The sequence below is a fragment of the Myxococcaceae bacterium JPH2 genome (assembly GCA_016458225.1).
Classification (GTDB): Bacteria; Myxococcota; Myxococcia; order Myxococcales; family Myxococcaceae; genus Citreicoccus.
The window spans coordinates 1-26606 of the sequence record JAEMGR010000051.1; the positions used below are offsets into that span (position 1 = coordinate 1).

Annotated in this window: 23 protein-coding genes; 19 read left to right on the forward strand and 4 right to left on the reverse strand. The window is 71.0% G+C overall.

Annotation, left to right across the window (positions count from 1 at the left end):
- The 8 genes from JGU66_35375 to JGU66_35410 all read left to right on the forward strand — a co-directional run.
- Positions 1 to 475, forward strand: a 475-nt coding sequence (locus tag JGU66_35375) for a hypothetical protein (GenBank protein MBJ6766065.1), incomplete at its 5' end; no start/stop codon positions are given.
- Positions 476 to 767: 292 nt separating this feature from the next.
- On the forward strand, positions 768 to 1223 hold the full coding sequence (gene acpS, locus JGU66_35380; protein ID MBJ6766066.1) for a holo-ACP synthase: 456 nt from the start codon (positions 768 to 770) through the stop codon (positions 1221 to 1223).
- The gene (locus JGU66_35385; protein ID MBJ6766067.1) at positions 1216 to 1458 is read left to right on the forward strand and encodes an acyl carrier protein; all 243 of its coding nucleotides are present in this window, start codon (positions 1216 to 1218) and stop codon (positions 1456 to 1458) included. The genes acpS and JGU66_35385 overlap by 8 nt, the downstream gene beginning before the upstream one ends.
- Positions 1459 to 1462: 4 nt before the next feature.
- Positions 1463 to 2653 (forward strand): acyl-CoA/acyl-ACP dehydrogenase, encoded by a 1191-nt coding sequence (locus JGU66_35390; protein ID MBJ6766068.1) that lies wholly within the window; start codon positions 1463 to 1465, stop codon positions 2651 to 2653.
- Between the two features lie 88 nt (positions 2654 to 2741).
- The gene (locus tag JGU66_35395) at positions 2742 to 3650 is read left to right on the forward strand and encodes an amino acid--[acyl-carrier-protein] ligase (protein ID MBJ6766069.1); all 909 of its coding nucleotides are present in this window, start codon (positions 2742 to 2744) and stop codon (positions 3648 to 3650) included.
- The gene (locus tag JGU66_35400) at positions 3647 to 4627 is read left to right on the forward strand and encodes a DUF1839 family protein (protein MBJ6766070.1); all 981 of its coding nucleotides are present in this window, start codon (positions 3647 to 3649) and stop codon (positions 4625 to 4627) included. The genes JGU66_35395 and JGU66_35400 overlap by 4 nt, the downstream gene beginning before the upstream one ends.
- Positions 4628 to 4639: 12 nt before the next feature.
- Entirely contained in the window at positions 4640 to 7204 is a 2565-nt protein-coding gene (locus JGU66_35405) for a glycoside hydrolase family 2 protein (protein MBJ6766071.1), read from the forward strand.
- Entirely contained in the window at positions 7201 to 9078 is a 1878-nt protein-coding gene (locus JGU66_35410) for an alpha/beta hydrolase (protein ID MBJ6766072.1), read from the forward strand. Before JGU66_35405 ends, JGU66_35410 begins: the two co-directional genes overlap by 4 nt.
- Here JGU66_35410 and JGU66_35415 read toward each other — a convergent pair.
- Together JGU66_35415 and JGU66_35420 are read right to left on the reverse strand one after the other, a co-directional pair.
- Positions 9059 to 9952 (reverse strand): alpha/beta fold hydrolase, encoded by an 894-nt coding sequence (locus tag JGU66_35415; protein MBJ6766073.1) that lies wholly within the window; start codon positions 9950 to 9952, stop codon positions 9059 to 9061. The two genes, JGU66_35410 and JGU66_35415, sit on opposite strands and share 20 nt — an antisense overlap.
- Before the next feature lie 88 nt (positions 9953 to 10040).
- Positions 10041 to 12368, reverse strand: coding sequence for a protein kinase (locus tag JGU66_35420; protein MBJ6766074.1), 2328 nt, complete (start codon positions 12366 to 12368; stop codon positions 10041 to 10043).
- A 276-nt stretch (positions 12369 to 12644) separates the two neighbouring features.
- Here JGU66_35420 and JGU66_35425 point away from each other — a divergent pair, with 276 nt between their 5' ends.
- Genes JGU66_35425 through JGU66_35435 form a run of 3 tightly spaced genes read left to right on the forward strand, consistent with a single transcriptional unit; the run spans position 12645 to position 15145 of the window.
- Complete coding sequence (locus tag JGU66_35425) at positions 12645 to 13934, forward strand: nucleotidyltransferase domain-containing protein (protein ID MBJ6766075.1); 1290 nt, start codon at positions 12645 to 12647, stop codon at positions 13932 to 13934.
- On the forward strand, positions 13931 to 14719 hold the full coding sequence (locus tag JGU66_35430; protein ID MBJ6766076.1) for a nucleotidyltransferase domain-containing protein: 789 nt from the start codon (positions 13931 to 13933) through the stop codon (positions 14717 to 14719). Before JGU66_35425 ends, JGU66_35430 begins: the two co-directional genes overlap by 4 nt.
- Before the next feature lie 48 nt (positions 14720 to 14767).
- The gene (locus tag JGU66_35435; protein ID MBJ6766077.1) at positions 14768 to 15145 is read left to right on the forward strand and encodes a VOC family protein; all 378 of its coding nucleotides are present in this window, start codon (positions 14768 to 14770) and stop codon (positions 15143 to 15145) included.
- 2 nt (positions 15146 to 15147) lie between these two features.
- On the opposite strand, the gene JGU66_35440 is transcribed toward JGU66_35435, so the two are convergent.
- Entirely contained in the window at positions 15148 to 16041 is an 894-nt protein-coding gene (locus JGU66_35440; protein MBJ6766078.1) for a LysR family transcriptional regulator, read from the reverse strand.
- Between the two features lie 99 nt (positions 16042 to 16140).
- On the opposite strand from JGU66_35440, the gene JGU66_35445 reads away from it, so the two are divergent.
- From JGU66_35445 to JGU66_35460, 4 genes are all read left to right on the forward strand, one after another.
- Positions 16141 to 17028: an SDR family oxidoreductase gene (locus tag JGU66_35445; GenBank protein MBJ6766079.1), complete on the forward strand. Its 888-nt coding sequence runs from the start codon at positions 16141 to 16143 to the stop codon at positions 17026 to 17028.
- 91 nt (positions 17029 to 17119) lie between these two features.
- On the forward strand, positions 17120 to 18337 hold the full coding sequence (locus tag JGU66_35450; GenBank protein ID MBJ6766080.1) for a polysaccharide deacetylase family protein: 1218 nt from the start codon (positions 17120 to 17122) through the stop codon (positions 18335 to 18337).
- Between the two features lie 43 nt (positions 18338 to 18380).
- Entirely contained in the window at positions 18381 to 19439 is a 1059-nt protein-coding gene (locus tag JGU66_35455; protein ID MBJ6766081.1) for an SMP-30/gluconolactonase/LRE family protein, read from the forward strand.
- On the forward strand, positions 19436 to 20653 hold the full coding sequence (locus tag JGU66_35460; GenBank protein ID MBJ6766082.1) for a glycosyltransferase family 4 protein: 1218 nt from the start codon (positions 19436 to 19438) through the stop codon (positions 20651 to 20653). Before JGU66_35455 ends, JGU66_35460 begins: the two co-directional genes overlap by 4 nt.
- Here JGU66_35460 and JGU66_35465 read toward each other — a convergent pair.
- A complete protein-coding gene (locus tag JGU66_35465; protein MBJ6766083.1) occupies positions 20650 to 21252 on the reverse strand; it encodes a nitroreductase in 603 nt (200 codons plus the stop codon). The two genes, JGU66_35460 and JGU66_35465, sit on opposite strands and share 4 nt — an antisense overlap.
- 400 nt (positions 21253 to 21652) lie before the next feature.
- Here JGU66_35465 and JGU66_35470 point away from each other — a divergent pair, with 400 nt between their 5' ends.
- From JGU66_35470 to JGU66_35485, 4 genes are all read left to right on the forward strand, one after another.
- The gene (locus tag JGU66_35470; protein ID MBJ6766084.1) at positions 21653 to 23338 is read left to right on the forward strand and encodes a chemotaxis protein CheA; all 1686 of its coding nucleotides are present in this window, start codon (positions 21653 to 21655) and stop codon (positions 23336 to 23338) included.
- A 464-nt stretch (positions 23339 to 23802) separates the two neighbouring features.
- Positions 23803 to 25158 carry a HAMP domain-containing protein gene (locus JGU66_35475; GenBank protein ID MBJ6766085.1) on the forward strand — a complete coding sequence of 452 codons (1356 nt, stop codon included), beginning with the start codon at positions 23803 to 23805 and terminating at the stop codon, positions 25156 to 25158.
- On the forward strand, positions 25155 to 25715 hold the full coding sequence (locus JGU66_35480; protein MBJ6766086.1) for a purine-binding chemotaxis protein CheW: 561 nt from the start codon (positions 25155 to 25157) through the stop codon (positions 25713 to 25715). Before JGU66_35475 ends, JGU66_35480 begins: the two co-directional genes overlap by 4 nt.
- Positions 25715 to 26606: protein-glutamate O-methyltransferase CheR (locus tag JGU66_35485; GenBank protein ID MBJ6766087.1), on the forward strand; the 892-nt coding region annotated here is incomplete at its 3' end. The genes JGU66_35480 and JGU66_35485, both read left to right, overlap by 1 nt.

The window sequence follows — 26606 nt, forward strand, 5'->3', positions numbered from 1 at the left end:
CAACAACATCGCGTGGCGCAACGTGAACGTGGTGAACCTCAGCCCGCTCGTCGTCTCACAGAACTTCAACTTCCGCGTGCGCAACCTCCTGCAGGAGGGCACCAGCGCCGCCGCGCTGGAGGTCCGCGTGCCCGAAGGGCCGTCCTTCCTCGAGCAGGGGGACATCACGCTCACCCTGGACCCCGAGCTGTGGGCGAACTGGGGCAAGAAGGGCACGGGCTTCGAGGTCATCGGTGACGGCGTCGTGCGGATAACGGACCCGAGCCTCGCGCGCCTCGACGACCTCCAGATTCCGTCCCAGGCGGGCCCGATGGTGCAGGTCACCTTCTCCGCGACGGAGGAGGCCCGCGCCGCGCCGGCCCGGCAGTTCGCCGTGCAGGTCGTCCAGTACTCGGAAACGGACGAGGCGCGCGGCGACCTCACCGAGGTTGGCGGGGTGGGCTACGACATCACCGTCGGCGTGACGGAGCCGTAACGCGAACACCGACGCCTCAGGGCATCGGGGGGCGGGCCGCGCTCATCGCGTCCCGCCCCTTCGCGCGCTGTTCTCCTCGCGACGCGACTCCCCCGGACTCTGCCGACAAACCGACGCGACACCCTGGCCTCCAGCACGAGCCAGATGCCCTGAAGCAGCAGCGCGCGGTGCGCGGAAACCCTCCTCCCGGGAGATTCCAGACCCAGGTGCTCGGTTTCCATCAGAGTGGACCTTTCCAGGTGCGCGCGGATACTGTGGCGCCACCGTCCGCGGGCGGTGGGGGTTGGTCTGAATGGGTTCCAGTTCAGTTGTCGTGGGGACGGACCTGGTACAGGTCTCCGCGGTCGCAGCGTCCATGGAGCGCTTTGGGATGCGCTATCTGGAGCGACTGTTCACCCCCGACGAGTTGGCCTATTGCCTGCGTGAACCGCGCGCCGCTCCGGAGCGGCTGGCCGCGAGATTCGCCGCGAAGGAAGCCACCTTCAAAGTGCTGCGCGTGCACGAAGAGCCCGTGCCCTGGCGCGCCATCGAGGTGGTGCGTTCACCCGAGGGCTACTGCGACCTGGCCCTGCACGCCGAGGCGTTGGCCTTGGCGCGCGCGCGCGGCCTGACGGGTTTCTGCGTGAGCCTCACCCACGAGGCGGACTACGCGTCCGCCGTCGTCATCGCCGAGCGAGCCACGGGCGCCACGGGCCCCGTGGTCGCTCCTTCCCCTGCCACCTCCACGACTCCCCAGTGCCATGACTGAAGCCATCCGCAACATCCTCAAGGAACACGGCCGTCTGTCCGTCGACATCTCCACCCTCACCGACGCGGCGGACCTGTACCAGGCCGGCATGACGTCCCACGCCAGCGTGAACGTGATGCTCGCGCTGGAGGCCAACTTCGAGATCGAGTTCCCCGACAAGTTCCTGCGTCGAAGCGTCTTCTCCAGCGTCTCGGCGATCAGCGAAGCGGTCGACGAGATTCGGGCGGCCCGGTAGCGCCATGACGACCGTCATCGCGCAGGAAGGTGCTTCACCGGTGGGCCCGCGCCCGCTGGAGACCGTGGCCCGCATCGCCTCCGAGGTCGCTCGCGTCCACGCCGACGCGGTGGACCGCGAAGGCCGCTTCCCCGCCGAGGCCATCGAGGCGCTCAAGCGCGCCCGGCTGCTCGGGGTGCTCGTGCCCGCGTCGCTCGGCGGGCCGGGGCTGGGCTTGGACGAGGTGGCGGCCATGTGCGAGGCGCTGGCTCATCACTGCGCCTCCACGGCGATGATCTTCGCCATGCACCACATCCAGGTCGCGTGCCTGGTGCGGCATGGCCAGAGCTCGCCCCTGCTCCGCGCCTACCTCACGGAGCTCAACGAGCGCCAGGCGCTCATCGCCTCGGTCACCTCGGAGGTGGGCGTGGGCGGAGAGATGCGCGCCAGCGTCACCTGCGTCGAGCAGCGCGATGGTCGCTTCACGTTGGACAAGGACGCCACGACCATCTCCTACGGCGAGCACGCGGATGACCTGCTGGCCACCGCGCGCCGCGCGCCGGACGCGCCTCGGAGCGATCAGGTGGCGGTGCTCCTGCGCAAGGGGGACTTCACCCTGGAGCGCACGAGCGCGTGGGACACGCTGGGCATGCGCGGCACGTGCAGCCCGGGCGCCAAGGTGCGCTCGTCCGGTCCCGCCGAGCAGGTGCTGCCCGTGCCCTTCGCGGACATCGCCAGCCAGACCATGGTGCCGGTGTCCCACGTGCTGTGGAGCAGCGTGTGGTTGGGCATCGCGGCCGGCGCGGTGGGCCGCGCTCGCGCGTTCGTGCGGCAGCAGGCTCGCGCCAAGCCCGGCACCACCCCGCCCACCGCGGTGCGGCTCGCCGAGGTGCACAACCAACTGCAGACGCTGCGCGCCAGCGTGCACGAGGTCTCCAGCGACGCGGGGCGCCGCATGGCGGCCGGAGACCCGGAGGCCCTGTCCTCCATCGGGTTCTCGCTGAAGATGAACAACCTCAAGGTGTCCGCCTCGCAGCTCGTCGTGGACATCGTCCACCGCGCGCTGCTCATCTGCGGCATCCAGGGCTACAAGAACGACTCGCCGTTCTCACTCGGCCGTCACTTGCGCGATGCCCACTCGGCGGCGCTGATGATTGGCAACGACCGCATCCTCGCCACCAACGCCTCCCTCCTGCTCGTCCTCAAGGACGAATGACGCTTCTTCCCTGACGCCGCGCGCGCCGCTCGTTCCGGGGCGCGCGACACCCGCGGCCCTCTCCTTCGCAGTCCCCTGGAGTTCCCCCGTGTCTGACATTTCCGCGCAGGACTTCCACGACGCGCTCGTCGCGCACAAGCTCATCCTCCCCGTCGGCGTGCCCGGCGCGTTCGGCCGGGGCCCCGTGTTCGAGGACGTGCTGCGCCGCTTCGGCGACCTGGTCACCGAGGCCGCGAAGGACGACGGCGCCGAGCAGATGCTCTTTCCGCCCATCATCGACCGGCGCGTCTTCGAGAAGAGCGACTACCTCGAGTCGTTCCCCCAACTGGCCGGCACCATCTTCAGCTTCGTGGGCAACGACGCGCAGCACCGCGAGATGATGAACTGCGTGCACGAGGGCAAGCCCTGGTCGCAGTTCCAGGCCATGACGGAGGTCGTGCTCGCGCCCGCCTCCTGTTACCCGGTGTACCCGCAGTTCACCGGGACGCTGCCGGAGAAGGGCCGGCTGGTGGACGTGCAGAACTGGGTCTTCCGGCATGAGCCCTCGCCCGAGCCCACGCGCATGCAGTCCTTCCGCATCCGCGAGATGGTGCGCGGCGGCAAGCCGGAGCAGGTGGCGGACTGGCGCGACCAGTGGCTGGAGCGCGGCCTGACGCTGCTGCGGCGGCTGGGCCTGCCCGTCGAGCCCGTCACCGCGTCGGATCCGTTCTTCGGCCGCGGCGGTCGGATGCTCGCGGCGAACCAGCGGATGCAGAAGCTGAAGTTCGAGGTGGTGGTGCCGGTGTTGTCGAAGGAGAAGCCCACCGCCATCTGCTCGTTCAACTACCACCAGGACCACTTCGGGCTCCTGTTCGACATCAAGACGCAGGACGGACAGGTGGCCCACACCGCGTGCCTCGGCTTCGGCCTGGAGCGCGTGACGATGGCCCTGTTCCGCACGCACGGCTACGTCCCCGCCGAGTGGCCGACCGAGGTCCGCAAGGTGCTCTGGCCATGAGCATCGTCTCGGTCCTCGGAGTAGACCCCCGCGCCTACGTCAAGCACGCGCTCCACGCGGAGGGCTCCCTCTGGGTGGAGAAGAACTGCTACGCCGACCTGTGGATCGAGCTGCTCCACGCCCAACGCCTGGACCCGCTCCCGTTGCTGGCCTTCTCCCTGGCGCTCGACTTCGTGGGCGACCAGTGGACCTTCTTCAAGCCGCCGCATGAAGACCTGCACACGCTCTATGGCTTGGACGTGCAGGAGCTGAACGTGTGGCGGACGCTGGCCGAGCACGCCGCGCTGCACCTGAGCGCGGGCCGGCTCGTGCTCACCGAGGCGGACGCCTTCTACCTGCCGGACACGGCGGGCACGGACTACGGGCGCCAGCACACGAAGACGACCATCGCGCTGGAGACCCTGGACGTGGAGGCGCGCCGCCTGGGCTACTTCCACAACAGCGGCTACTACACGCTGGAGGGCGCGGACTTCGACGGCGTCTTCCGACGCGGCGGCACGTGGGACCCGAACGTCCTGCCGCTGTTCGCCGAGTGGGTGAACCTGGAGCGACTGGAGCGCCACACGCCCGACGAGCTGCGCGCGCGCTCACGGCGACTCTTGACGCATCACCTGCGCCGCCGTCCCGCCCAGAACCCGTGCGCGCGCTTCGCGGAGCGGTTCGGCCAGGACGTGGATGGACTGCGCGGGGTCGGCATCGACACGTACCACGCCTATGCCTTCGCCACGCTGCGACAGGTGGGCGCGAACTTCGAGCTGGCCGCGGCGTACCTGCGTTGGCTGGACGGCGGTGCGTCCAGCGGGCTCGTGCGCGCGGCCACCGAGCTGGAGTCCATCTCCTCCGCCGCCAAGACGCTCATCCTCAAGGGTGCGCGCTCGGTGGCGGCGCGCAAGCCCGCGGACTTCAGTGAGCTGCTCGGGACGATGGTGACCGGGTGGGAGCGCGGCATGGCCCAGCTCGCCTCGGACGCGGGCTGACAGGCGAGGACCATGGGCCGCATTCGTTCCGTCAGTACCCACCGGGTGACGCCGCTCGATACCGGTTGGCAGGCCGTGGCGGTGGAGCCCGGCGCCGTGGATGCGCCCTCGCGCCTCACGGCACAACCGCTCGCGTGGCTTGCCGCGAGTGTTCCGGGCACGGCCGCCTCGGCCTTGCGTGAGGCGAAGGCGTGGGACCTGGACTGTCCCCCGCCTGCGCTCGAAACGCGGGACTGGTGGTACCGCGTGGACGTGGTGCTGCCCGCGCCCGAGGACGGCGCGGTCTTCCTGTGCTTCGACGGGCTGGCCACGCTCGCGGAGGTGTGGCTGGACGATGCGGTGGTGCTGCGCTCGGACAACATGTTCCAGGCGCACGCGGTGGACGTCACCGCGCAGGCGGGCGCCACGCGGCGGCTGGCCATCCGCTTCCGCGCGCTCGCGCCCGCGATCCAGGAGCGCCGCGCGCGGCCCCGTTGGCGCACGCGGCTGGTGGACGCCACGCACCTGCGCTGGTTCCGCACCACGCTGCTGGGACACATCCCGGGTTGGTGCCCCGCCGTTCCCCCCGTGGGGCCCTGGCGCGCCGTGCGGGTGGAGCACCGCCGCCACCTCTCCCTCGAGGATGCGGATGTGCGCGCGACGCCTCACGGCGACGGCGGACACGTCACGGTGGATCTCCAGGTGAAAGCGTTGGGCCGCGCGCGGGTGGCCTCCGCGACGCTGGAAGTGGGCGCTGCGCGCGCGGCGCTGAGGTGTGAGTCCAGCGGCGATGGCGTCTGGCGCATCCGAGGCGAAGGCGCGCTGGAGAAAGTGGAGCGCTGGTGGCCCCACACGCACGGCGAGCCCACGCTGTATCCGGCTCGCGTGGACGTGGTGCTGGAGGGCGGCGAGCGCGTGACGCTCGACGTGGGGCGCGTGGGCTTCCGCACGGTGGAGCTGTCCCAACGTGACGGGGGCTTCGCGCTGTCCATCAACGGCGTGCCGGTGTTCTGCCGCGGCGCGTGCTGGACGCCGCTCGATGTCGTGTCACTGAACGGGGCGGAGAAGGACTACGCGGAGGCGCTGGAGCTGGCACGCGCGGCGGGCATGAACATGCTGCGCGTGGGCGGCACCATGGTCTACGAGGACGACCGCTTCTACGACGCCTGCGACGCGCGCGGCATCCTCGTGTGGCAGGACTTCATGTTCGCCAACATGGACTACCCGGCCGAGGACCCCGCGTTCCAGGCCAGCGCGCGCCGTGAGGCGGAGCAGTTCCTCGCGCGCGTGCAGGGCAGCCCCGCGCTGGCCGTCCTCTGCGGCAACAGCGAGGCGGAACAACAGGCCGCGATGATGGGCCTGCCGAGCGAGCAGTGGACGGGCCCGCTCTTCACCTCGCTGCTGCCCGACGTCAGCGCGCGCCTGAGACCGGACGTGCCCTACTGGCGCTCGTCCCCGAGCGGCGGCGCGATGCCCTTCCATACCCGCGAGGGCGTCACGCACTACTACGGCGTGGGCGCGTACCTGCGGCCGCTGGAGGACGCGCGGCGCGCGGGCGTGCGCTTCGCGTCCGAGTGCCTGGCCTTCTCCAACATCCCCGAGGACTCCACGCTGGAGCGCGTGCTGGGAGACGGTGAAGCGCCCGGACACCACCCGAAGTGGAAGGCTCGCGTGCCGCGGGACTCCGGCTCGGGCTGGGACTTCGAGGACGTGCGCGACCACTACCTGCGCCTCCTGTTCGACGTGGACCCCGCGCGCCTGCGCTACGCGGACGTGCCGCGCTACCTCGCGCTGGGACGCGTGGCCACCGCCGAGGTCATGGCGGCCACGCTGGCCGAGTTCCGCCGCCCCGGGGCGTCGTGCCAAGGCGCGCTCGTCTGGTTCTTCCGCGACCTGTGGCCCGGCGCCGGCTGGGGGCTGGTGGACGCGACGGGCCTGCCCAAGGCCGCGTACTACGCCGTCAAGCGCACGCTGCAGCCCGTGCTCCTCGCGCTGTCGGACGAAGGGCTCGATGGGCTGGACGTGAACGTGACCAACGACACCCGCGAGGCGCTCGACGTGGAGCTGGAGGTGACCTTCTACCGCGACGGCGAGGTGCCGGTGGCCAGCGGCAAGGCCTCCGTCGTCGTCCCCGCGCGAAGCGCCATCAGGCGCTCCACCGAGGCGATGGTGGGCCACTTCGTGGACTCCACCGAGGCCTACCGCTTCGGCCCGCCGGGCCATGCGCTCACGGTCGCGCTGCTGCGCGAGCGCACCACCGGCCGAGTCCTCCAACGCGCGTTCCACCTGCCCGCGGCGACGCGCGCCGCCCCTCCTCGCGAGCCCGGGCTGGAGGCACACGCGAGTCCCCTGGGTGACGGCGGGCACCTCGTGCGCGTGCGCGCGAAGCGGTTCGCGCAGTCCGTCTGGTTCGATGTCCCTGGCCACGTGCCCGAGGACAACTACTTCCACCTGGCCCCCGGGGAGGAGCGCGCGGTGGTGCTGCGTCCTCGTCCCTCGGCTCGGCCGTTCCGGGGCTTCGTACAGGCGCTCAACGCGGCCAGCCCCCAGCGCATCGAGTCGTCCGCTCCCGCGGCCTCGGGAGGAATCCGTCCATGAGCCCGAACGCCGCGAGGTCCACGTCCGAGCCCGGCCAGGTCCCCGCCCCGCCCCCCGAGGCCCACGCCCTGCCCCTGCCCCTGGTCCTCGGCCCTGAGTCCCGCCGACTCTTCGGCTGGTACCACCCGCCGCAGGGCGCTCCAGCGCGTCGGCTGGGTGTCGTGCTGTGCAACCCCCTGGGCTACGAGGCCATGCCCGCGCACCGCACGTACCGCCATCTGGCGGCGCGGCTCGCCGAGGTGGGCTTCGCGGTGCTGCGCTTCGACTACGACGGCACCGGAGACTCCGCGGGCCACGACGGTGAACCCGGCCGCGTCGCCGCGTGGCGCGAGAGCGTGGGCATCGCCATCGACGCGCTGAAGCAGCGCGCGGGGGTGCGGCACGTGGGCCTGTTCGGGCTGCGCCTGGGCGGACTGTTCGCGCTGATGACAGCCGCCGAGCGCGACGACGTGCGCGCGCTGATGCTCTGGGCCACCCCGGCGACGGGTCGGGCCTACGTGCGCGAGCTGCGCGCCTTCCGACAGCTCAAGGAGAAGGAGAACGCGCAGGCGCCACGCAACGCGGCGGCGGACGCGGGTGAGGAGATCGCCGGCTACCTGCTGCTGCCAGGCACCGCCGATGACCTCTCCGCGCTGCGCCCATTGGAAGCGGCGCCGCGCGCGGTGCGCCGTGCCCTGTTGCTCGGCCGCGATGACCTGCCGGGCGCGGAGGCCCAGCTCGCCCGACATCTGCAGAGCCACGGCGTGGACGTGTCCAGCCCCTCGGTGCCGGGCTACGCCGCCGCGATGCGCGACGCGGAGTTCACGCTGTTGCCCGAGGACGCGCTCGACACGTTCGTGCGCTGGATGAGCGACACCGATGCTCGCGAGGAGCCGTCGGAACTCGTGGCCCATGCGGTGGCCTCGGTGGGCCACACCCCATTCGAGTGCACCGCACCGGGCGGCGCGCGCGTGCGAGAGCGCGCGGTGCGCTTTGGCACCGGGGGTCGGCTGTTCGGCATCGTCAGCGAGCCGCTCTCGGGGCGGGCCGAGCGCACCCGCGCGGGCGTGCTGTTCGTGTCCGTGGGCGCCAACCACCGCATCGGGCCCAACCGCATGCACGTGACGCTGTCGCGCGAGCTGGCCTCGCGTGGCTTCGTGGCCATGCGAATGGACATCGGCGGCGTGGGGGACAGTCCTCCCGCGCCCGGCGAGCCCGAGCATCCGCTCTACTCGAAGGCCTCGGTGAGAGACATCCAGGAGGCCATGGACTGGCTGGGCGAGGCGTATGGCCTGCGCCGCCATGTGGTGGCCTCGGTGTGCTCGGGCGCGTTCCTCACGTTCCACGCGAGCGTGGCGGATGAGCGTGTGGCGGGACACATCCTCATCAACCCGCAGACCTTCGTCTGGCGCGCGGGCGACTCGCTCGTCATCCGCCAGCGCGAGCAGCGGCCCGCGTACGAGACGTCATTCAAGTCCACGCGCTTCTACCGGAGCGCGGCCCTCCAGAAGGAGACGTGGCGCCGGCTGATGCGCGGCGAAATCCAGGTGAAGCGCATCGCGCGGGAGATGCTGTCACGCGCGATGAAGCAGGCGCAGACCCTGCCGCTGCCCGGGCCGCTCCAGAGTCCCGAGCAGCGCCAGCACCAGGACGTGCGCCGCGCCTTCGTGTCCTTGGCGGACCGGGGTCTGGAGTCGCTGCTCGTCTACAGCGCCAACGACGGCGGTCTCGACGTCATCGAGCGATACCTGGGCCCGCGCGCGCGCAAGCTGGCCCGTCGTCCCAACTTCCGCTTCGAGGTGGTGGACGGCGCGGACCACACGTTCACGCCGCTGTGGGCCCAGGCCCATCTGGGTCAGCTCATCTTGAGCTTCATCACTCGGAAGTTTGGCTGAGCTGGGGCTGCCTGGGGGCGAGGGACTTGTCGAAGAAGTCCCCCACCTGCGCGAGGTACGCGTCGCCGTCTCGCGTCTCTGCGTAGTGCCCATGTCCCGCGCCGGGAACGAGCACCAGGGCCCTCGGATCTCCCGCGAGCGCGTACAGCTTCCGCGCCATGTCTGGAGGCACGGCGCTGTCCTCCGTGCCAGCGATGAGGAGCAGCGGGCGGGGCGCGAGCTTCCCCACCACGGCCTCGGGGCGCAGGTCCTCCAGGGCGAGCCCCGCGTGGCGCGCGGCCAGGACCGCGGGAACAGACGTCACGGGCCCCCACGCACCGAACTCGTGGGTGAGCTGCGCTTCCAAGCGGGTGAACGCACCGGCGAGCGCCACCGCCGCCACACGCGCATCCTCGGAGGCCACGCGCGCGGCCACCGCGCTGCCCATGGAGAAGCCGAAGACACCCAGGCGGGACGGATCCACCTCGGGCTGATGCGCGAGGAAGTCGAGGCCCGCACGCACCGCGGCCCGATGCTCCGCCCCCCACGTCGGAGGCCCCGGGCTCTCACCGTGCCCCGGCATGTCGAGCAACAAGACTCCGTGCCCTCGACGGGCCAGCACCGCCGCCTCGCGGACGAGGTCGAGCCGGGTGGAGGGCGAACCATGGACGAGGACAATGGCCGAGCCCAGGCGGGGCGCGACGTACCAGCCTCGGACCTGCGCGCCCGCGTCGAAGGTGAGCGTGACGTCGCGCGGATGGAAGCCCGAAGGGAGTCCATCGCGCGAGGCGGGCGTGAACGCGGGATGGAGCGCCACGCGCTCATAGCGATACGTCCGCCACGCCTTCACGCCCACGACCGCGCAGCCTCCCAGCACGCCTGCCAGCAGCCACATGAGCCATCTCGTTCGCATGAGCCCGTCCGGGGCCTCATGCTGTCATGAGCGACGCTCGCACGCGCGGCCACGACGGGCCGCTGCTCGCTCAGTTGGCGGAGAAGCTCATTCGCGCGCTGCCCTCGGCGCACTTCACGTCCACCCAAGACAGGTCGGTGTCCAGTTCCACCCCGTCCTGACGGAAGCGGGCCAAAGCGATGCTCTCCTGGTCGCCCGCGGCCAGATGGGCCAACCGGTACTGCTTGTTGTTGGCCAGCCGCAGGTCACAGGACGTCCACGGGCGCGTCTCCAGATTGTGAATCACGAGCCGCTTGAGCGGTCCGATTCCACCGAGCACCACGCGCCCCTTGAGAGACTTCGCGACCGCGGGGACAGCGGCGGGCGCAGGCTGCGCGGTCGCAGCCACGGGAGCCGCCGCGGGCGCGTTGGGAGTCGCCGCCACGGCAGGCGTCGCGCGAACAGGCCGACGGCGATTGCCCCGGTCATCCGTCACGGGCTGCGCCCGGGGAACGAACAGCTTCACACCCGCGGGAGGTGCCTCATCCGCGTGAAGGCGCGACAGGTGCTCGCCGCTGATCTCCATCACCAAGGCCTTGCCGAAGCGAGCCCTGCGGCCATCCGCTCCGGGAGACCCCACCAGTTGGATCTCCGTGCCCTTGCGCATCCCATCCAGGCGACCGGCGCGGACATAGAGCTGTCCCCCGTCCTCGATGACCTCATAGAACGCGCTGGCCTCATCGGACTCGGCGGGCATCGCGTCTTCCTGAGCGGACGCCTCGGCGCCGCGAGCCGGGGCATCCGCGTTGCGAGCAGGAGCCTCATTCGAGCGAGCCGTGGCTTCCGCTCCGCGCGAAGGCACCTCATTCGAGCGGCTCGACGGCGCCGGGTGCGGTGCGGGCTCCACGCGGGCGACGGGCTCGGAGACCGGGGCAGCGCCCTTCCCGCTGCGCGTCATGAGCACGGCAATCAGCGCGCACGCCAGCACGCCACACACCACGACGAGCGCCAGCATCGTGGCGCGCTGTCGCCGAGCCTCCGGAGGATTCGACGCCGCCCCCGTCATCGCCGGCGAACCGACGGCAGTCGCGATTGGCAGGCTGGGCGAACTCGGCGCAGGACTCACGCCCGATGCCCCGGAAGCCGCCGGGACGTGTGCGTTCGCCGGCGTCGCCCCCGAAGCAGACACGCCACCACCCGTCCCCGAGGAAGCAAAGGCCGCGGTGCCACCACTCTGCGCGGACGTGGCCACTCCCCCACTCTGCCCCGTGGAGGCCGAAGCACCACGGCCTCCCTGCACCCCAGATGATGGCGTTCCCCCGGACGAGAACGTCCCGCCGCTCCCATGCGTCGACGAGGACGTGGCCTGCACCGCGGCGCCTCCCGAGCCCTCCCTCACGTACGTCCCCGCCATGTCGGCGGCGTGGACATCGGGCGCGGTGGGCAGACGGCGGCTGAGCGTGGAGATGAGCCGGCGCTGCTCGGCGAACTCCTCCGGACAGAGGTCTCGCAGGTACGTGCCCACTTCCTCGGCACCCGCGCGCTCGTGCCAGCGGATGGCCTCCTCGTTCAACGCGCGCGCGAAGTCATCGGCGCGGGCGTAGCGGTCGTTGACCTCGGGCGCCAGCGCGCGGTGCACCACCTTGTCGAGCGAGGCCGGAATCTCGGGCCGCACCGAGCGCACGGACGGGATGTTCGGGCGCCCCATCGCGGCGATCATCTGCCCCACCGACTCCGCGTCGAACAGGCGACGACCCGCCAACATCTCCCAGACCACCACGCCGCACGAGTAGATGTCGCTGCGGTGGTCGAGCTTCTCCGCGCGCGCCTGCTCCGGAGACATGTAGCCGAGCTTGCCCATCACCGTGGACGGCAGCGTGTGCGCGCTTCCCGCCGCGCTCTTCGCGAGGCCGAAGTCGATGACCTTGGTCTCCCCTTCGTAGGACACCATCACGTTGTGGGGCGACACGTCGCGATGGACGATGCCCAGCGACAGCCCATCCGGGCCCACCTTGCGGTGCGCGTAGCCCAGCGCCTCGGCCACGTGCTGACCGATGTGGAGCGCGATGGGGATGGGCATGGGCGCGCCCACCTGTGAGGCGCGCCCCAGCACGCGCGACAGGTCCACGCCGGGCACGTACTCCATCGCCATGAAGAGCGTGCCGGAGACCTCGCCCAGGTCGTACACCTGCGCGATGTTCGAGTGCTGGAGGTGCACGAGCAGCCGCGCTTCGTGCTGGAAACGTTGGACGAACTGAGGGTCCGCCCCCATCCGCGGCAGGATGGTCTTGAGGACATACAGCTTCTCGAAGCCCCCCGCGCCCACGAGGCTGGCGAGGTGGACTTCGCCCATCCCGCCTTGTCCCAGGCGATGGATGAGCTGGTATCGACCAAAGGTGGTGGGAGGGGTTTCTGACATGGCCGCGCAGCCTATACCGCGCGGCCTGGCTGACGCGCGCTAACGCGCGTCAGGCTGGGCTTCCCGCGCACGGGAAGCAGTCACAATCGGGCGCCGCCCGACTTCCAGCGGCGCTGCTTGCGGCGGGGACGCGCAACCACCGCGACCCACAGCACGAGCAGTGCCGGAACAAACAATTGAAGGGTTTGGATCATCTATCTCCCCCCGAAATATGGAGCCCGGGTCTGACGTTCCCGCGCGCCCGTTCCTGATTCGCTCGCGGGCTATAAAGCGCCCATGTCCGAGACCTCCGACGAGCTGTCCGCTACCTCACGCATCCGAGGCCTGGAGCAGGTGGATCGCCTGTCCATCCCCCTTCCCCACGGCACCGAGGTGACGACCCGCGTGGAGCGTCTGGCCTCGGGGGGCCGGCGCATCCCCCAGGGCGTGGTGGGGCGCGTGGTGCGAACTCGGGACGGCGGCTGCGACGTGCAGATCGTCGGTGTCGGAGAGGTCTGGTATGCCCGCGAGGAGCTGGTCCCTCGGCGCCCAGGACAGGTGCGGTTCGCCCACCGGCGCGAGGCGGCCTGGACCGCGCTCACGCCCTGCGTCGTGCTGGAGACCCGCGTGGGCAGCCACGCCTGGGGCCTGGCCGACGAGAACTCGGACGTGGATCTGCGCGGCGTGTTCGCCCTGCCCTTGTCGTGGACGCTGGGGCTGGGAGAGCCGCCCGTGGACCTCGTGTCCGCCGACGGCAGCACCACCTACTGGGAGGTGCGCAAGACCGTGGAGCAGGCCCTGCTCGCGGACCCCAATACACTGGAGACGCTGTTCGTCCCCGGCGCGCGGGCCCTGGACGACACGGGCGCGTGGCTCTTGGAGACCCGGGGCGCGTTCGTGTCGCGGGCCATCTTCGGCAGCTTCGGGCGCTATGCCATGAGCCAGCTCGACAAGCTCACCCGGAGCCAGCGGCTCGCCGAGCATCGGGACCTCGTGCTCGGCTGGCTGTGCGAGGAGCCCGCGCCGGACCTGGACGAAGTGGCCCGGCGACTCGCGGCCCTGTCTCCGCGCGCCGCGCCCACCGAGCAGGAGGGGCAGCTCGCGGCCCGCACGTACATCAAGCAGCTCTACCGCTCGCTGTCGGACCAAGGCCTGCTCGCGAGCAACGACTTCGCGGCCCTCACGGTCTACGCGCGCGGAGGCGGACAGCGACCGCCCACGGCGCGCGAGCTGCGGCCGAAGAACGCCTACAACCTGCTGCGGCTGGTGGCGCTGGCCACGAGCTGGCTGCGCGAGGGTGAGCCCGTCTTCGCGGCGACCGGGGCCCTGCGCACGCGGCTCCTGGACATCAAGCAGGGCCGCGTCCCATTGGAGGACGTGCTGCGCGACGCCGAGGCCATGGCGCCCGAGCTGGAAGAGGCGCACCGGACCAGCCGCCTGCCCGAGCAGCCAGACTATGGTCGCGCGGACGCGCTGCTGCGGCGCGTGCGCCACGAGGTGGCCCGGCGCGCGGTGCTCCAGACACCGGGACCGCTGGGTCGAGACGCGCCAGAGGCTCCGGCGCTGGAATGGAAGGACATGGAATGAAGGGCACCTTGACGGACCATCAGCGGCGCATCGCGGACCGCGCGCTCGATGAGGAATCCGCGCGCCGCGAGCACCTGGTCATCTCGCTGTCGGGCGCGCACGCGTATGGGTTCCCGTCCCCGGACAGTGACCTGGACTTGAAGTGCATCCACGTGGAGCCCACGGGCTCGCTCCTGGCGCTCACCCCGCGCGTCGTGCCCGCCGAGCGGCTGGAGATCATCGAGGGCGTGGAGGTGGACTACTCGTCCAATGAGTTGCAGCCCGCGCTGCTCGGCATCCTCCAGGGCAATGGCAACTATCTGGAGCGCGTGCTGGATGCCATTCCGCTCCGCACCTCGCCCGCGCTCGAGTCGCTGCGGCCTCGCGTGCGCGCGGTGCTCTCACGCCGGCTGTACCGGCACTATCGCGGCTTCGCGTCCGGTCAGCTCCGCGAGTGGGAGAAGAGCGGGTTCCGGTCCGCCAAGCGGCTGCTCTATGTGCTGCGCACCGCGCTCACGGGCGCGCACGCGCTGCGCACCGGGCACGTGCAGACAGACGTCACCGAGCTGCTGGAGCCCTACGGCTTCGCGCCGGCCCACGCCCTGGTCGAGCAGAAGCTGCGCGGCGAGAAGAGCGAGCTGCCCGACGCGCTCAGCCAACACTGGCGTGGAGAAGTGGCGCGAGCCTTCCAGGTGCTCGATGACGCGCATGCCGCATCGGTGTTGCCCGAGGAGCCTTCGGCCGAGAGCGTCGCCGCGCTGGAGCAGTGGCTCCTCGACGAGCGCCGCCGCCGCTTCGGGCCTTGAGCCGCGCCAATCTTCCCGGTGACTCCCGCCTCTGGCATGTTGCCGCCCATGGCGAGAGTCACTGGAATCGGGGGCGTCTTCTTCAAGTCCAAGTCGGACCCCAAGCAGCTCGCGGCCTGGTACGCACGACATTTGGGATTGCGGCTCGAGGAGTGGGGCGGCGCGATCCTGAAGTGGCCCGAGGACAAGGCCGAGGACCGCGGCCTCACCGTCTGGCATGTCGCGGCGAACACCAGCGAATGGTTCAGCCCGAGCGAAGCGGGCTTCATGATCAACTATCGCGTGGATGACCTCGACGGGCTGCTCGCGCAGCTCCGCCAGGACGGCGTCCCGATTCTCAAGGGACCGGAGTCCCACGAGAACGGTCGCTTCGCGTGGATCCTCGATCCCGACGGGAACAAGCTGGAGCTGTGGCAGCCGCTCTGAAGCTACCCCTCGCCTTGGGGCAGGCGCTGCCGGAGCGCCTCCACCACGTGGTCGCGGAACACCGCCACCTTGCGCGGCAGGTGCTTCGCGCTCGGCATGACCAGGTAGATGCTCCCGTTGAGCAGCGTCCAGCGGGGCAGCACGCGCACGAGCCGCCCCTCGCGAAGGTCCTGGTCCACCAGGAACGTGGGAAGCGCCCCCAGCCCCGCGCCCCGGCGGATCGCCTCGCGCACGAAGAACATGTCGTCCGAGACGAGCCGTGGGTTCTCGGGGAGCTTCACACGCCATGCGTCCTGTAACGAGACCCCGCGCATGGAGGTCAGCATCACCCAGTCATGCGCGGCGAAATCACTCGGCCGACGGGGCGTGCCACGCGCCGCGAGGTACGACGGCGCGGCATACAGGTGCAGTGTCAGCGAGCCCAGCCGCCGCGCCACCAGCCGTGAGTCCTTCAGCCCGTCCGCCATGCGGAACGCGACGTCGAACCGCTCCTTCACCAGGTCCACGGTGCGCGAGGTGAGCACCACCTCCACGCGGACCCGTGGGTAGCGTCGGCCGAAGCTCATCAGGACCTCCGCCAGCACCTCCGTGCCGAAGTCCGCCGTCGCGGTGACTCGCAGCGTGCCGGAGGGCTCCGCCTCCAGCTCCGGGACGTCCGCCAGCGCCTCCTGGACCGCCTGGAGGCGGGGCCCCATCCGCTCGTACAGCGCGCGACCCGCCGTGCTCAGCGCCACCGTGCGCGTCGTCCGGTGGAGCAGCCGCACGCCCAGGGCCCCTTCCAACGCGGTGATGGCCCGGCTCACCGAGGACTTCGTCACGTCCAGCCGGCTCGCCGCCTCCGTGAAGCTTCCCGTCTCCGCGACCGCCACGAAGACCGACAGGTGATTGAGGTCCATTGTTCCTCCAACGCAACAGTGTAACGCGTGAGCGCGCATTGCGCCTCAGACGCAACAACGACACATAGGCGTCGAACCTCGCAGTCTGGAGTCCTCGCCATGCGCAAGCCCCTCCTCGTCACCGGCGCCGCCGGACAGTTGGGCCGTCAGGTCCTCGAGCTGCTGCTCGCCGCCAACGCCGGCCCCCTCATCGCCACCACGCGCGACCCCGAGAAGCTCCGCGACTTCCAGGCGCGCGGCGTCACCGTGCGAGCCGCGGACTTCGACGCGCCCGACACCCTCGCCCAGGCGTTCGCGGGCGCGGAGCGCATGCTCCTCATCAGCACGGATGACCTCACGCGCGTGGGCCGTCGCCTGACGCAGCACCGCAACGCGGTCGCCGCCGCGGTGGCCGCGGGCGTGAAGCACGTGGTGTACACCTCGCTGACCCACCCGGATGCGTCCTCACCCATCACCTTCGCGGGTGACCATCGCGGCACCGAGGAGGCGCTGGCGAAGAGCCCGCTCGGATACTCGGTGCTGCGCAACAACCTGTACGCGGACCTGCTGCTCTACACCCTGCCGCGCGCGCTCGCCTCCGGCCAGCTCGTCTCGGCCACGGGCGACGGCGGCGTGGGGTTCGTCACCCGCGAGGACTGCGCTCGCGCCGCGGTGGCGGCCCTGACCGATGGCTTCGAGGGACGCCGCGTGCTGGATGTCACCGGCCCCGAGGTGCTCACGTACGCGCAGGTGGCACGGCTCGCCACCGAGCTCCTGGGGCGCCCCGTCACCGCGGTGTCCGTGCCTCGCGAGGCGCTGGAGGAGGGGATGAAGCAGGCCGGGCTCCCGCCCCCGCTCGCCGCCGCGCTGGCCTCCATCGACGCGGGCATCGCCCAGGGGAAGACCGCCCTCGTGACGGACGTCGTGCGGCAACTCACGGGCCGGCCCGCGCAAGACGTGCGCGGCTTCCTCACGCGGAACAAGGCCACGCTGCTCGCCAGCACGTGAGCCCGCGAGCCCCGAGCGCGCGAGCACCTGTCCATCGCATGCGCTCCGGCACTATCCTCGCGGACCATTCTTCCGGGGGGATGTCATGCACATGCGGCGAATCATCCGGCGGTGGGCCAGCCCCATCGCCGTGCTGAGTTGTTGGTTGAGCGCGGCGAGCGCGCTCGCGGCCAATCCATTCAACGAGGGGATGGTCACCCTCACCCTCGATGACGGCTGGGCCACCCAATTCACGGCGGCCCGCCCCGCGCTCAACGCGCGAGGCATCCACGTCACCTACTTCCTCATCACCCACGCGCTCTCCGAGGGCTGGAACGGCTACCTGACGGTGGAGCAGGTGCGCACCCTTCAAGCCGAGGGCAACGAGCTGGCCAGCCACACGCTGACCCACCCGGACCTCACCACGCTCTCGCCTGGCAACCTCACCGCCGAACTGCATGACTCGCGACTGTGGCTCGCCAGCACGTTCGGGTTGGCCTCCGTGCCGGCCTTCGCGCCGCCCTATGGCGCCTACAACGCCAGCGTGCTCGCGGCCATCAAGCAGGAGTACGCCAGCAGCCGCACGGTGAACGGGGGCCGCAACTTCCAGGACACCGTCATCTACGAACTGCGCGGCAACGACGTGAACCGCAACGTCACCGTGGCCACGGTGCGCGACTGGATTGACCGCGCCATCGCCGAGAAGAGCTGGCTCGTCCTCTTGTTCCACGAGTTCACCAGCGGCACCCCCACCCGCGACACGCAGTACCGCACGGCCAACTTCATCGCCATCCTCGACTACATCCGCACCCGCAACGTGCGCACCGTCACGATGACGGAGGGCGTGGCACTCACCGAAGGCCGCACGGAGCCGCCCCCCTCGCAAGGCCGGGTCATCTTCGACGACGCGCTCGGCAATGGCTTCCAGGACTGGTCCTGGGCGGACCACAGCCTGGACGAGTACAACACCGTGCACGCGGGCTCGGCCGCCATCCGCGTCGAGCCGGATGACTGGGCCGGCCTGTACTTCCATCACGACGGACTGGACCTCGCGGCCTACCAGTCCATCGACCTCTGGGTGCATGGCGGGAGCACCGGCGGCCAGCAGGTCCGCATCGCCCTGCTCGACGGCACCACCCCGCTGGGAGACATCCGCCTGGACACCGCGCTGGGACACCCCATCACCCCGGGCACCTGGGAGAAGGTCTCCATTCCGCTCAGCAGCCTGGGTGTGTCATCCGGCACCCTGCGAGACCTCTACATCCAGGACGACTCGGGGACGAACCAGGGCACGCTGTACCTCGACGACCTGGTGCTCGTGCCGCGCTGACCCGGAGGCGACAGCGCGGGAGCACGCACGCTAGAAAGGCACCATGCGGAACAAGAGGCTGCTCGGACTCGGCGCGGGGCTGCTCCTGGTGGGCGGCTTCGTGCTCAAGACGCTCGCGGACGCGGGCCAGTTCAAGCACCTGTCGCCCCACTTCGCCGGCCACTGCGTCCCCGTGGCCGGCATGCCCGGGGGGGAGGACATCACCTTCCACCCCACGACGGGCGAAGCGTATGTGTCCTCGGATGACCGGCGCGCCACCCAGGCGGGCCACCCTGTCCCAGGCGGCATCTACCGCTTCGACCCCACGGGCGCCTCGCCGCCCACGCTGCTCACCGGCACGTTCTCCGCGGACTTCCACCCGCATGGCCTGAGCCTCTACGTCGCGCCGGATGGCACGCAGACGCTGTTCGTCATCAACCACCCGTCGACCGGAGGCGCCCAGGTCGAGCGCTTCCAGGTCAGCGCGGAAGGGGCACTCGTCCACACGCGGACGGTGCGCGACCCCGCGCTCGTGTCGCCCAATGACCTCGTCGCGGTGGACGCGGAGCGCTTCTACGTCACGAACGATCACCACTTCCCGCCCGGCTCGTTGCAGGTCGTCGAGGACTACCTCCAGTTGGCGCGGGGCAACGTCGTGTACTTCGACGGCAAGGGCTTTCACGAAGCCCTCACCGGCATGGCGTTCGCCAACGGCATCAACTGCTCCGCGGATGGGAAGACGGTGTACCTGGCCCAGTCCGTGGCCCAGTCGCTGTCCGTCTACACGCGCGACGTCGACACGGGAGCCCTCCACCTGCGCCACACCCTCCCCCTGGGCACGGGCGCGGACAACATCGAGCGCGACGCGACGGGAGCGCTGTGGATCGCCGCGCACCCCAAGCTGCTCGACTTCGCCTCCTATGCCGCGGACGTGACCGAGACGCGGCGCGCGCCCACGCAGGTGCTGCGCCTGACGCCCTCGGGAGACACCTTCCAGGTGGAAGAGGTCTACCTGGACGACGGCAGTCACATCTCCGCGGCCGCGACGGCCGCCGTGTCTGGCAAGCAGCTCCTGCTGGGCCCTGTCTTCGCCAAGAACCTGCTGAGCTGCGTACTCCCATGAACGCCCCATCCCTCCCGCGCCCCGCGCCCGACGCCCACCCCATTCCGGAGGCCCGTCCCATCAAGGTGCTCCACTACCTGGAGAACGTCGGCATGACGGGGGTGGAGACCTTCCTCCTCATGCTCTGCGAGTCCCAGGCGCGCTCGGGCCGCGTCGTGCCCGCCATCGCCTGTGTGCTGGAGGACCGCGAGGAGCTGCAGCGCAGCGCGCGGGCCCTGGACATCCGCGTCATTCCCTTGCCGTCTCCAGCGGGCAGCGGCAGCGGCTTGGGACGCAAGCTGCGCTCGGCCCGGCTGCGCGCGGAGCGCGTGAGCACCCTGGCGCGCCTGCTCAAGCGAGAAGAGATGGATGCCCTCCACATTCACGCGGTGGGCATCGCGGGCATGGACGCGTTCGTCGCGGCCGAGCTGGCTGGGACTCCCTCCACCCTCGTCACCCATCACGCCACGTTGGCGTGGTTCCGCCAGGGTGGGCGCACCTCGCGGATGAGCGACGCCACGTTCTGGCTGGAGAAGCAGCGGGCCAGCCGCGCGGTGATGCCCTACGCCGCGGCGGCACGCGAGCTGGAGGCCAACGGCATGCCCGCCGCGCGCGTGTCGGTGGTGCCCTTCTGCGTGGACCTGAAGAAGTTCCCCGGCCGCCCCGAGCGCCCGCTCAACCCCGAGGCGCCCTTCCGCCTGCTGATGGCGGCGCGGCTCGTGCCGGGCAAGGGCCACGCGGAGCTCTTGAGCGCTGTCGCCAGCCTCAAGGACAAACATCCCCGGCTGAAGCTCGTCATCGCGGGCTCGGGGCCGCTCTCGGACGACATCGCGGCCCAGGTGGCTTCGCTCGGCCTCTCCGACGTGGTGGAGCTCACCGGGCATCTGTCCAATGAGCGCATGCCCGCGCTGCTGGCCACCGCGGACGCCATCGTGCTGCCCAGCTACATGCCCGGCGAGACGTTCCCCATCTCCCTGCTGGAGGCCATGGCCACGGGGCTGCCCGCCATCGGCACGCGCTGGTTCGGCATCCCCGACATCATCGACGACTCGCGCACGGGCTACCTCGTGGAGCCGCGCGATGCCCCGGGGCTCGCGCGCGCCATCGATGCGCTCGTGTCGGACCCGGCCGCCGCCGCCCGCATGGGACTCGCCGGGCAGCAGCGGGCCCGCACGGAGTTCTCCTCGGACGGCGTGGCCGCGCGCTACGAGCACCTCTACCGCGCCAGCCTCTAGCCCGCGCTGGGCGGGACGTAGGCGCTCAGCCGCTCGCCACCCAGCTCGGACGTCACCGAGCCCACGTCCACCGCCACCCGCGGGCGCAGCTTGGCGTCCGAGGGGACGTACCCCAGCTCGATGAGCCCCAGCAGCTCCTCACCTGGCTGCATGCCCAGCGCCTCGCGCAGCGGCGCCTGCTCGCCCAACGGCGTGCTCTTCCAGCCCGAGCCCAACCCCAGCGCGTGCGCCGCCAGGCACACGTTCTGCGCCGCGGCCGCCGCCGAGGCGAGCTGCTCCCAGCGCGGCGCGGGCGACGGCTCCTTGGGGCTGGCGATGACGACCACCTGGAGCGGCGCGCGCAGGGCCTTCATCCGCTGACGCTCCAGCACTTCCGCAGGCATGCCCGGGTCCGCGGCGCGCGCCGCGGCGACCAGCGCCTCGCCCAGCCGCTCGCGTCCCGCCCCCCGGACGATGACGAAGCGCCACGGGCGCTGGAGCTTGTGGTCGGGCGCGGTGACGGCCGCGCGGAGAATCTGGTCGAGCTGCTCGCGCGTCGGCTCCGGGCCCGTCAACACGGGCGCCGTCCGGCGCGTCATCAGGCATTCAAGTGCGTCCATGAGGTCCTTCTTCCGGGCGCGGACCCGCGCCCCACGGTCTTTTTCTACACACCCTGCGGCACACCGTCGATGCCACCACTCGCTCCCTCCTTCGGAGGTCGGGCGAACGCCCCAGCCAACGTGGCGAGTCGGGCGGCGCGTGGACCCACGCACCGTTCCTCCGACCTGCGGCCAGGCGTGCGTGACGCGACGCTCCCTCCTGCCCGAGCGTTCAATTGCACACATCTCGCACACGAATACCCGACGGGTCTGCAATCCCTGTCACAATCGTTCCCCCACACGCCAGCGAGCCCGACCGGACCTATGAGTCAGACACGACCCGTTTGATAACAAAAACCAGCCGTGACACATCTATGTGCCGCGGCAGCACTCCCCCCTCGCTGGCGCAGTCCAGACATACATGGAAGTCGATCGCCACCTGCTCTTGAGCATCTTCGTTGTCGAAGCGGATGAGCAATTGGGAGGCATTGAAGAGGGATTGCTGGAGCTGGAGTCCAATCCAGACTCGCCCAGCACCCTGAAACGCCTCTTCCGGCTTATCCATACATTAAAGGGGACGGCGAACTCGCTTGGGTTCGTGCAGCTCAGCGAGTTCGCCCACGTCGTGGAAAGCCTCATGGACCGGCTGCGCCAGCGCACGCTGGTCGTCACGCCGGAGCGGGTGAGCCTGCTGCTGCGGGCCGTGGACTCCCTGCGCGCCCTGATGCCCTCGACCACCGGCGAGTCCGGGGACGTGCCGCCCAGCGTGAACGCGGTGCTGGACCTGCTGGCCACGGACATCGCCTCGGCGGCCGAGCCCGCCGCGGAGGCCGAGGCCCTGGGCGACGACGAGAGCCCGTCCCCCATGGAGCCTGCCCGCGAGTCGACCGGGGAGCTGGCCGCGCACACGCTGCGCGTGGACGTGCGCCGGTTGGACAGACTGCTGGACCTGGCGGGCGAGCTGACCATCGCCCGCGAGCGCTTGGGGCGGCTCCTGCACAAGCTGGAGGGCGCCGAGGCGGCCTCCCTGCGCGAGGCGAGCTGGGAGGTGGACCTCGTCTCGCAGGAGCTGCAGGAGCAGGTGATGCAGCTTCGGATGGTGCCGCTGGCCCCCACGCTGCGGCCCTATGCGCGCACGGTGCGCGACGTCGCGGCCAGCCTGGGCAAGCGCGCGCGGCTGGACGTGCAGGCCGGCGACGTGGAGCTGGACACCCGGCTGGTGGAGCAGCTTCGCGCGCCCCTGACGCACCTCATCCGCAACGCGCTGGACCACGGCATCGAGCGTCCGGAGGAGCGGCTGGCGCGGGGCAAGGAGCCCTGCGGCCAGCTCGTCCTGCGCGCCCTGCATGACGCGGGCGCCACCGTCCTGGAGCTGTCGGACGATGGCGCCGGCCTGGACCGCGCGGCCATCGAGCAGCGCGCGCGGGAACAGCGGCTGGCCTCGCGGCCCGAGCAGCTCGACGACGCGGCGCTGTCTTCGCTCATCTTCGAGCCTGGCTTCACCACCACCCAGGCCGTGACGGAGTACTCGGGCCGAGGCGTGGGCCTGGATGTGGTGCGCCGGACGGTGGAGGCCCTGCGCGGCTCGGTGGCCGTGCGCTCCACGCCGGGCGCGGGCACCACCTTCACGATGCGCCTCCCGCTCACGCTGGCCATCATCGACGGCTTCCTCGTCCGCGCTGGCGAGGAGACCTACGTGCTGCCGCTCGACACCGTCACCGAGTGTCTGGAGTTGCCCGAGAGCGCGAGCACCGGCGCCGAGCGCGGCATGCTGCACCTGCGCGACCGGGCCCTGCCCTACGTGCGCGCCCGAGACCTGTTCGGGGTGAGCGCGCCCCCGGCGCTCCGCGAGAACGTGGTGGTGCTCCAGCACGCGGGCGGCCAGCTCGGCCTCGCGGTGGATGCCCTGCTCGGCACGCAGCCCGTGGTGCTCAAGCCCTTGGGCGCCGTGTTCCAGGGGCTGCCTGGGCTCGCGGGCTCGTCCGTGCTGGGGGATGGGCGCGTGGCGCTCATCCTGGACATCCCTGGCCTGCTTCGACTCGCCCACCAGCGCAAGTCCGTCCCCGCCCCCCTTTCGTCTGACCTCCCCCCGGTGCCCCCCACATGAGCCAACTGTCCGTCCGCGGCAAGCTCGTCCTCGCCTCCATCGTCTCCGTCGTGCTCTTCGTGGGCATGTGGAGCGTGATGTACCTGATGGCCCACCTCACCCAGGAGAACCACGCCCACATCGCGGAGCAGCAGGCCAAGGCCCAGCAGCTCGGCGAGCTGGGCATCCAGCTCTTGCACCTGGATACGCCGGGCAATGACGTGCTCAGCAACTGGGACGTGGTGGGCGAGCGCGCCAACTTCGAGAACGAGAAGGACGCCTACGAGCAGAAGTCGCGCCAGTTGGAGGCCCTGCTCGCGGACGACGCGGGCGAGGCCAACACCTTCCAGAGCCTGCGCCCGGACATCCGCGCCGTCATCAGCCACGCCAACCGCGTGTTCGACGAGGCCGCCCAGCGCGTGGCCTTCGACAAGGAAGGCAAGGCCGCGGAGACGAACGCCGCCCAGGAGCGCGCCACGCAGAGCATGGCGATGATGGACCAGGCGTACAGCCGCGCCAACAAGACGCTCCAGGCGCTCCAGGCCACCCAGCGCGAGAAAATCACCCAGGTGATGCGCCAGACGCAGGAGATGAACAACAGCCTCGTGGGCTACGCCCTCGTCGCGCTGCTGGTGGCCGTGGCGCTCACCGCGCTCATCGGCGTGGCCACGGTGCGCTCCATCTCCACGCCGCTCATCCGCGCGGCGGCGGTGCTCACCGAGATTTCCCACGGCAACCTGGACCACCGCATCGAGGTGACGTCCCAGGACGAGGTGGGCGAGCTGCTGTCCGCCAGCAACGCGATGATCGCCTACCTCCAGGAGAAGGCCACCGCCGCGTCCGCCATCGCCCGAGGAGACTTGCGCGTGGAGACGGTGCCGCGCTCGGAGCGCGACGTGCTGGGCAAGGCCTTCGCGCAGATGCGCGAGAACCTGTCGCGCATCATCGGAGAGATTCGCACCGGCGCGGACAGCCTCGCCTCCGCCTCCGAGCAGATTTCCGCCACGTCCCAGAGCCTGTCCGAGGGCACCAGCGAGCAGGCGTCGTCCGTGGAGCAGACCACGTCCAGCCTGGACGAGATGACGGCCTCCATCAGCCAGAACGCGGAGAACAGCAAGCGCGTGGAGCAGATGTCCTCCAAGGGCGCGCGCGACGCCGAGGAGAGCGGGCGCGCGGTCCATGAGACGGTCTCCGCGATGACGGCCATCGCGGAGAAGGTCTCCATCATCGAGGAGATCGCCTACCAGACGAACCTCCTGGCCCTCAACGCGGCCATCGAGGCGGCGCGCGCCCGCGAGCACGGGCGAGGCTTCGCGGTGGTGGCCACCGAGGTGCGCAAGCTGGCGGAGCGCAGCCAGAGCGCGGCCAAGGAGATTGGCGAGCGCGCGTCGACGAGCGTGAAGATCGCCGAGCGCTCCGGCAACCTCCTGGGGGATTTGGTGCCGTCCATCCGCAGCACCGCGAACCTGGTGCAGGAGGTCGCCGCCGCGTCGCGCGAGCAGGCGGTGGGCGTCACGCAGATCAGCCAGGCCATGGGCCGCATGGACCAGGTCACCCAGCGCAGCGCCGCGGCGGCCGAGGAGCTGTCCTCCACCGCCGAGGAGATGGCGCAGCAGGCGCAGGGCCTGTCGGAGATGGTGGCCTTCTTCCAGGTGTCGCACGACGGCCCCACGGGTCTGCCGGCCCGCCACGCGCGCATCGCCCCGGTCGCGCCGCGCGCTCCGGCGCCTCGGCGGGCCGCGCCCGCGCGCACCCCGCCGCCGCGTCTTGCCCCCGAGGTCAACACGGTGGTGGACGCCTCCGATGAGGGCTTCACGCCCTTCGACGGGGGCACGCGATGATGGCCGCGCCCACCAGCGAGTTGGAGCAGTACCTCACGTTCCACATGGCCGGTGAGGCCTTCGCGGTGGGCATCCTGCAGGTGCGGGAGATCCTCCGCTACGAGACCGTCACCCGCGTGCCGGGCAGCCCGCGCGCGGTGCGGGGCGCCATGAACGTGCGAGGCAGCGTGGTGCCCGTGGTGGACCTGCGGATGACCTTCGAGGGGCAGGAGAGCGCCATCACCCCCAAGACGTGCGTCGTCCTGGTGGAGCTTCCCCAAGCCGAGGGCACCGGGGTGATGGGGCTCCTGGCGGACACGGTGGATCAGGTCATCGACCTGCGCCCCGAGGACATCGAGCCCGTGCCCACGCTGGGCGTTCGCATGGACGCCCGCTACCTGTCGGGCCTGGGGCGGCTGAACCAGCAGTTCGTCCTCATCCTCGACATCGCCCGGACGCTGTCTCCCGAGGCGCTCGCCGCGCGCGAGGAGCCGCCGAGCCCCGCCGTTTCGAGTGACCTCGCGCTCGCCCCGGAGCCCGCGGTCGAAGCCACACCGGCGGAGCCCTCGGGCCCCTGATGACCACGTCCTCCCGCCCCCACGTCTTTCCGGGCGCACCCGAGCCGCGCCCGCTGAACGACGAGGAGTTCCAGCGCTTCCGCGCGTGGGTGCACCAGGAGAGCGGCATCCTGCTGGCGGAGACCAAGAAGGCCTTCCTCACCGCGCGGCTCGGGCACCGCATCCGCGCCCTGGGCCTGCCTTCGTTCGGCGCCTACTACCAGCGCGTGACGAGCGGCGAGGACGCGGACGAGGCGCGCCGGATGCTGGAGGCCCTCTGCATCCACGAGACCTCCTTCTTCCGCGAGCCCTCGCAGTTCACCTTCCTCCAGGACACGCTCGTGCCCGCGTGGCGCGCCGAGGCCGAGCACGGCCAGCGCACCGCGCGGCTGCGCATCTGGTCCGCCGCGTGCGCCACGGGTGAAGAGCCCTACTCCGTGGCGATGATGCTCGGCGTCTGCCTGCCCACGGAAGAAGGCTGGGCCGTGGACCTGCTGGCCACGGACCTGTCCACCTCCGCCCTGCGCCGCGCGCGCGAGGGGCTGTGGCCCATCGAGCGGGCCCGCGAGATTCCCGACGCGTACCTGCGCCGCTACATGCTGAAGGGCACGGGGAAGCAGGCGGGTTGGATGAAGCCCGGCCCGCAGCTGCGCTCGCGCGTGCTGTTTCGCCCGCTGAACCTGCACCACGTGCCGCACGACGTGAACGGCACGTTCGACCTCATCCTCTGCCGCAACGTGCTCATGTACTTCAGCCCCGCCGCGCGCCTGCGCGTGGTGGAGGGGCTCACGGACAGGCTGCGTCCCGGTGGCCATCTCTTCATCGGCCACGCGGAGAGTCTTCAGGGCATGAGCGCGCGGCTGCGCTGTCTGCGGCCCACCATCTACATGCGCGTGGCGGAAGCGGGCACGC

Bases quoted from the DNA above. Each gene is read 5' to 3' on its own strand.
- JGU66_35480 (MBJ6766086.1), top strand. From the start codon at position 25,155: ATGATGGCCGCGCCCACCAGCGAGTTGGAGCAGTACCTCACGTTCCAC.
- JGU66_35415 (MBJ6766073.1), bottom strand. From the start codon at position 9,952: ATGTGGCTGCTGGCAGGCGTGCTGGGAGGCTGCGCGGTCGTGGGCGTG.
- JGU66_35430 (MBJ6766076.1), top strand. From the start codon at position 13,931: ATGAAGGGCACCTTGACGGACCATCAGCGGCGCATCGCGGACCGCGCG.
- JGU66_35385 (MBJ6766067.1), top strand. From the start codon at position 1,216: ATGACTGAAGCCATCCGCAACATCCTCAAGGAACACGGCCGTCTGTCC.
- JGU66_35420 (MBJ6766074.1), bottom strand. From the start codon at position 12,368: ATGTCAGAAACCCCTCCCACCACCTTTGGTCGATACCAGCTCATCCAT.
- JGU66_35440 (MBJ6766078.1), bottom strand. From the start codon at position 16,041: ATGGACCTCAATCACCTGTCGGTCTTCGTGGCGGTCGCGGAGACGGGA.
- JGU66_35410 (MBJ6766072.1), top strand. From the start codon at position 7,201: ATGAGCCCGAACGCCGCGAGGTCCACGTCCGAGCCCGGCCAGGTCCCC.
- JGU66_35455 (MBJ6766081.1), top strand. From the start codon at position 18,381: ATGCGGAACAAGAGGCTGCTCGGACTCGGCGCGGGGCTGCTCCTGGTG.
- JGU66_35435 (MBJ6766077.1), top strand. From the start codon at position 14,768: ATGGCGAGAGTCACTGGAATCGGGGGCGTCTTCTTCAAGTCCAAGTCG.
- acpS (MBJ6766066.1), top strand. From the start codon at position 768: ATGGGTTCCAGTTCAGTTGTCGTGGGGACGGACCTGGTACAGGTCTCC.
- JGU66_35400 (MBJ6766070.1), top strand. From the start codon at position 3,647: ATGAGCATCGTCTCGGTCCTCGGAGTAGACCCCCGCGCCTACGTCAAG.
- JGU66_35475 (MBJ6766085.1), top strand. From the start codon at position 23,803: ATGGCGATGATGGACCAGGCGTACAGCCGCGCCAACAAGACGCTCCAG.
- JGU66_35390 (MBJ6766068.1), top strand. From the start codon at position 1,463: ATGACGACCGTCATCGCGCAGGAAGGTGCTTCACCGGTGGGCCCGCGC.
- JGU66_35445 (MBJ6766079.1), top strand. From the start codon at position 16,141: ATGCGCAAGCCCCTCCTCGTCACCGGCGCCGCCGGACAGTTGGGCCGT.
- JGU66_35470 (MBJ6766084.1), top strand. From the start codon at position 21,653: ATGGAAGTCGATCGCCACCTGCTCTTGAGCATCTTCGTTGTCGAAGCG.
- JGU66_35425 (MBJ6766075.1), top strand. From the start codon at position 12,645: ATGTCCGAGACCTCCGACGAGCTGTCCGCTACCTCACGCATCCGAGGC.
- JGU66_35460 (MBJ6766082.1), top strand. From the start codon at position 19,436: ATGAACGCCCCATCCCTCCCGCGCCCCGCGCCCGACGCCCACCCCATT.
- JGU66_35405 (MBJ6766071.1), top strand. From the start codon at position 4,640: ATGGGCCGCATTCGTTCCGTCAGTACCCACCGGGTGACGCCGCTCGAT.
- JGU66_35465 (MBJ6766083.1), bottom strand. From the start codon at position 21,252: ATGGACGCACTTGAATGCCTGATGACGCGCCGGACGGCGCCCGTGTTG.
- JGU66_35450 (MBJ6766080.1), top strand. From the start codon at position 17,120: ATGCGGCGAATCATCCGGCGGTGGGCCAGCCCCATCGCCGTGCTGAGT.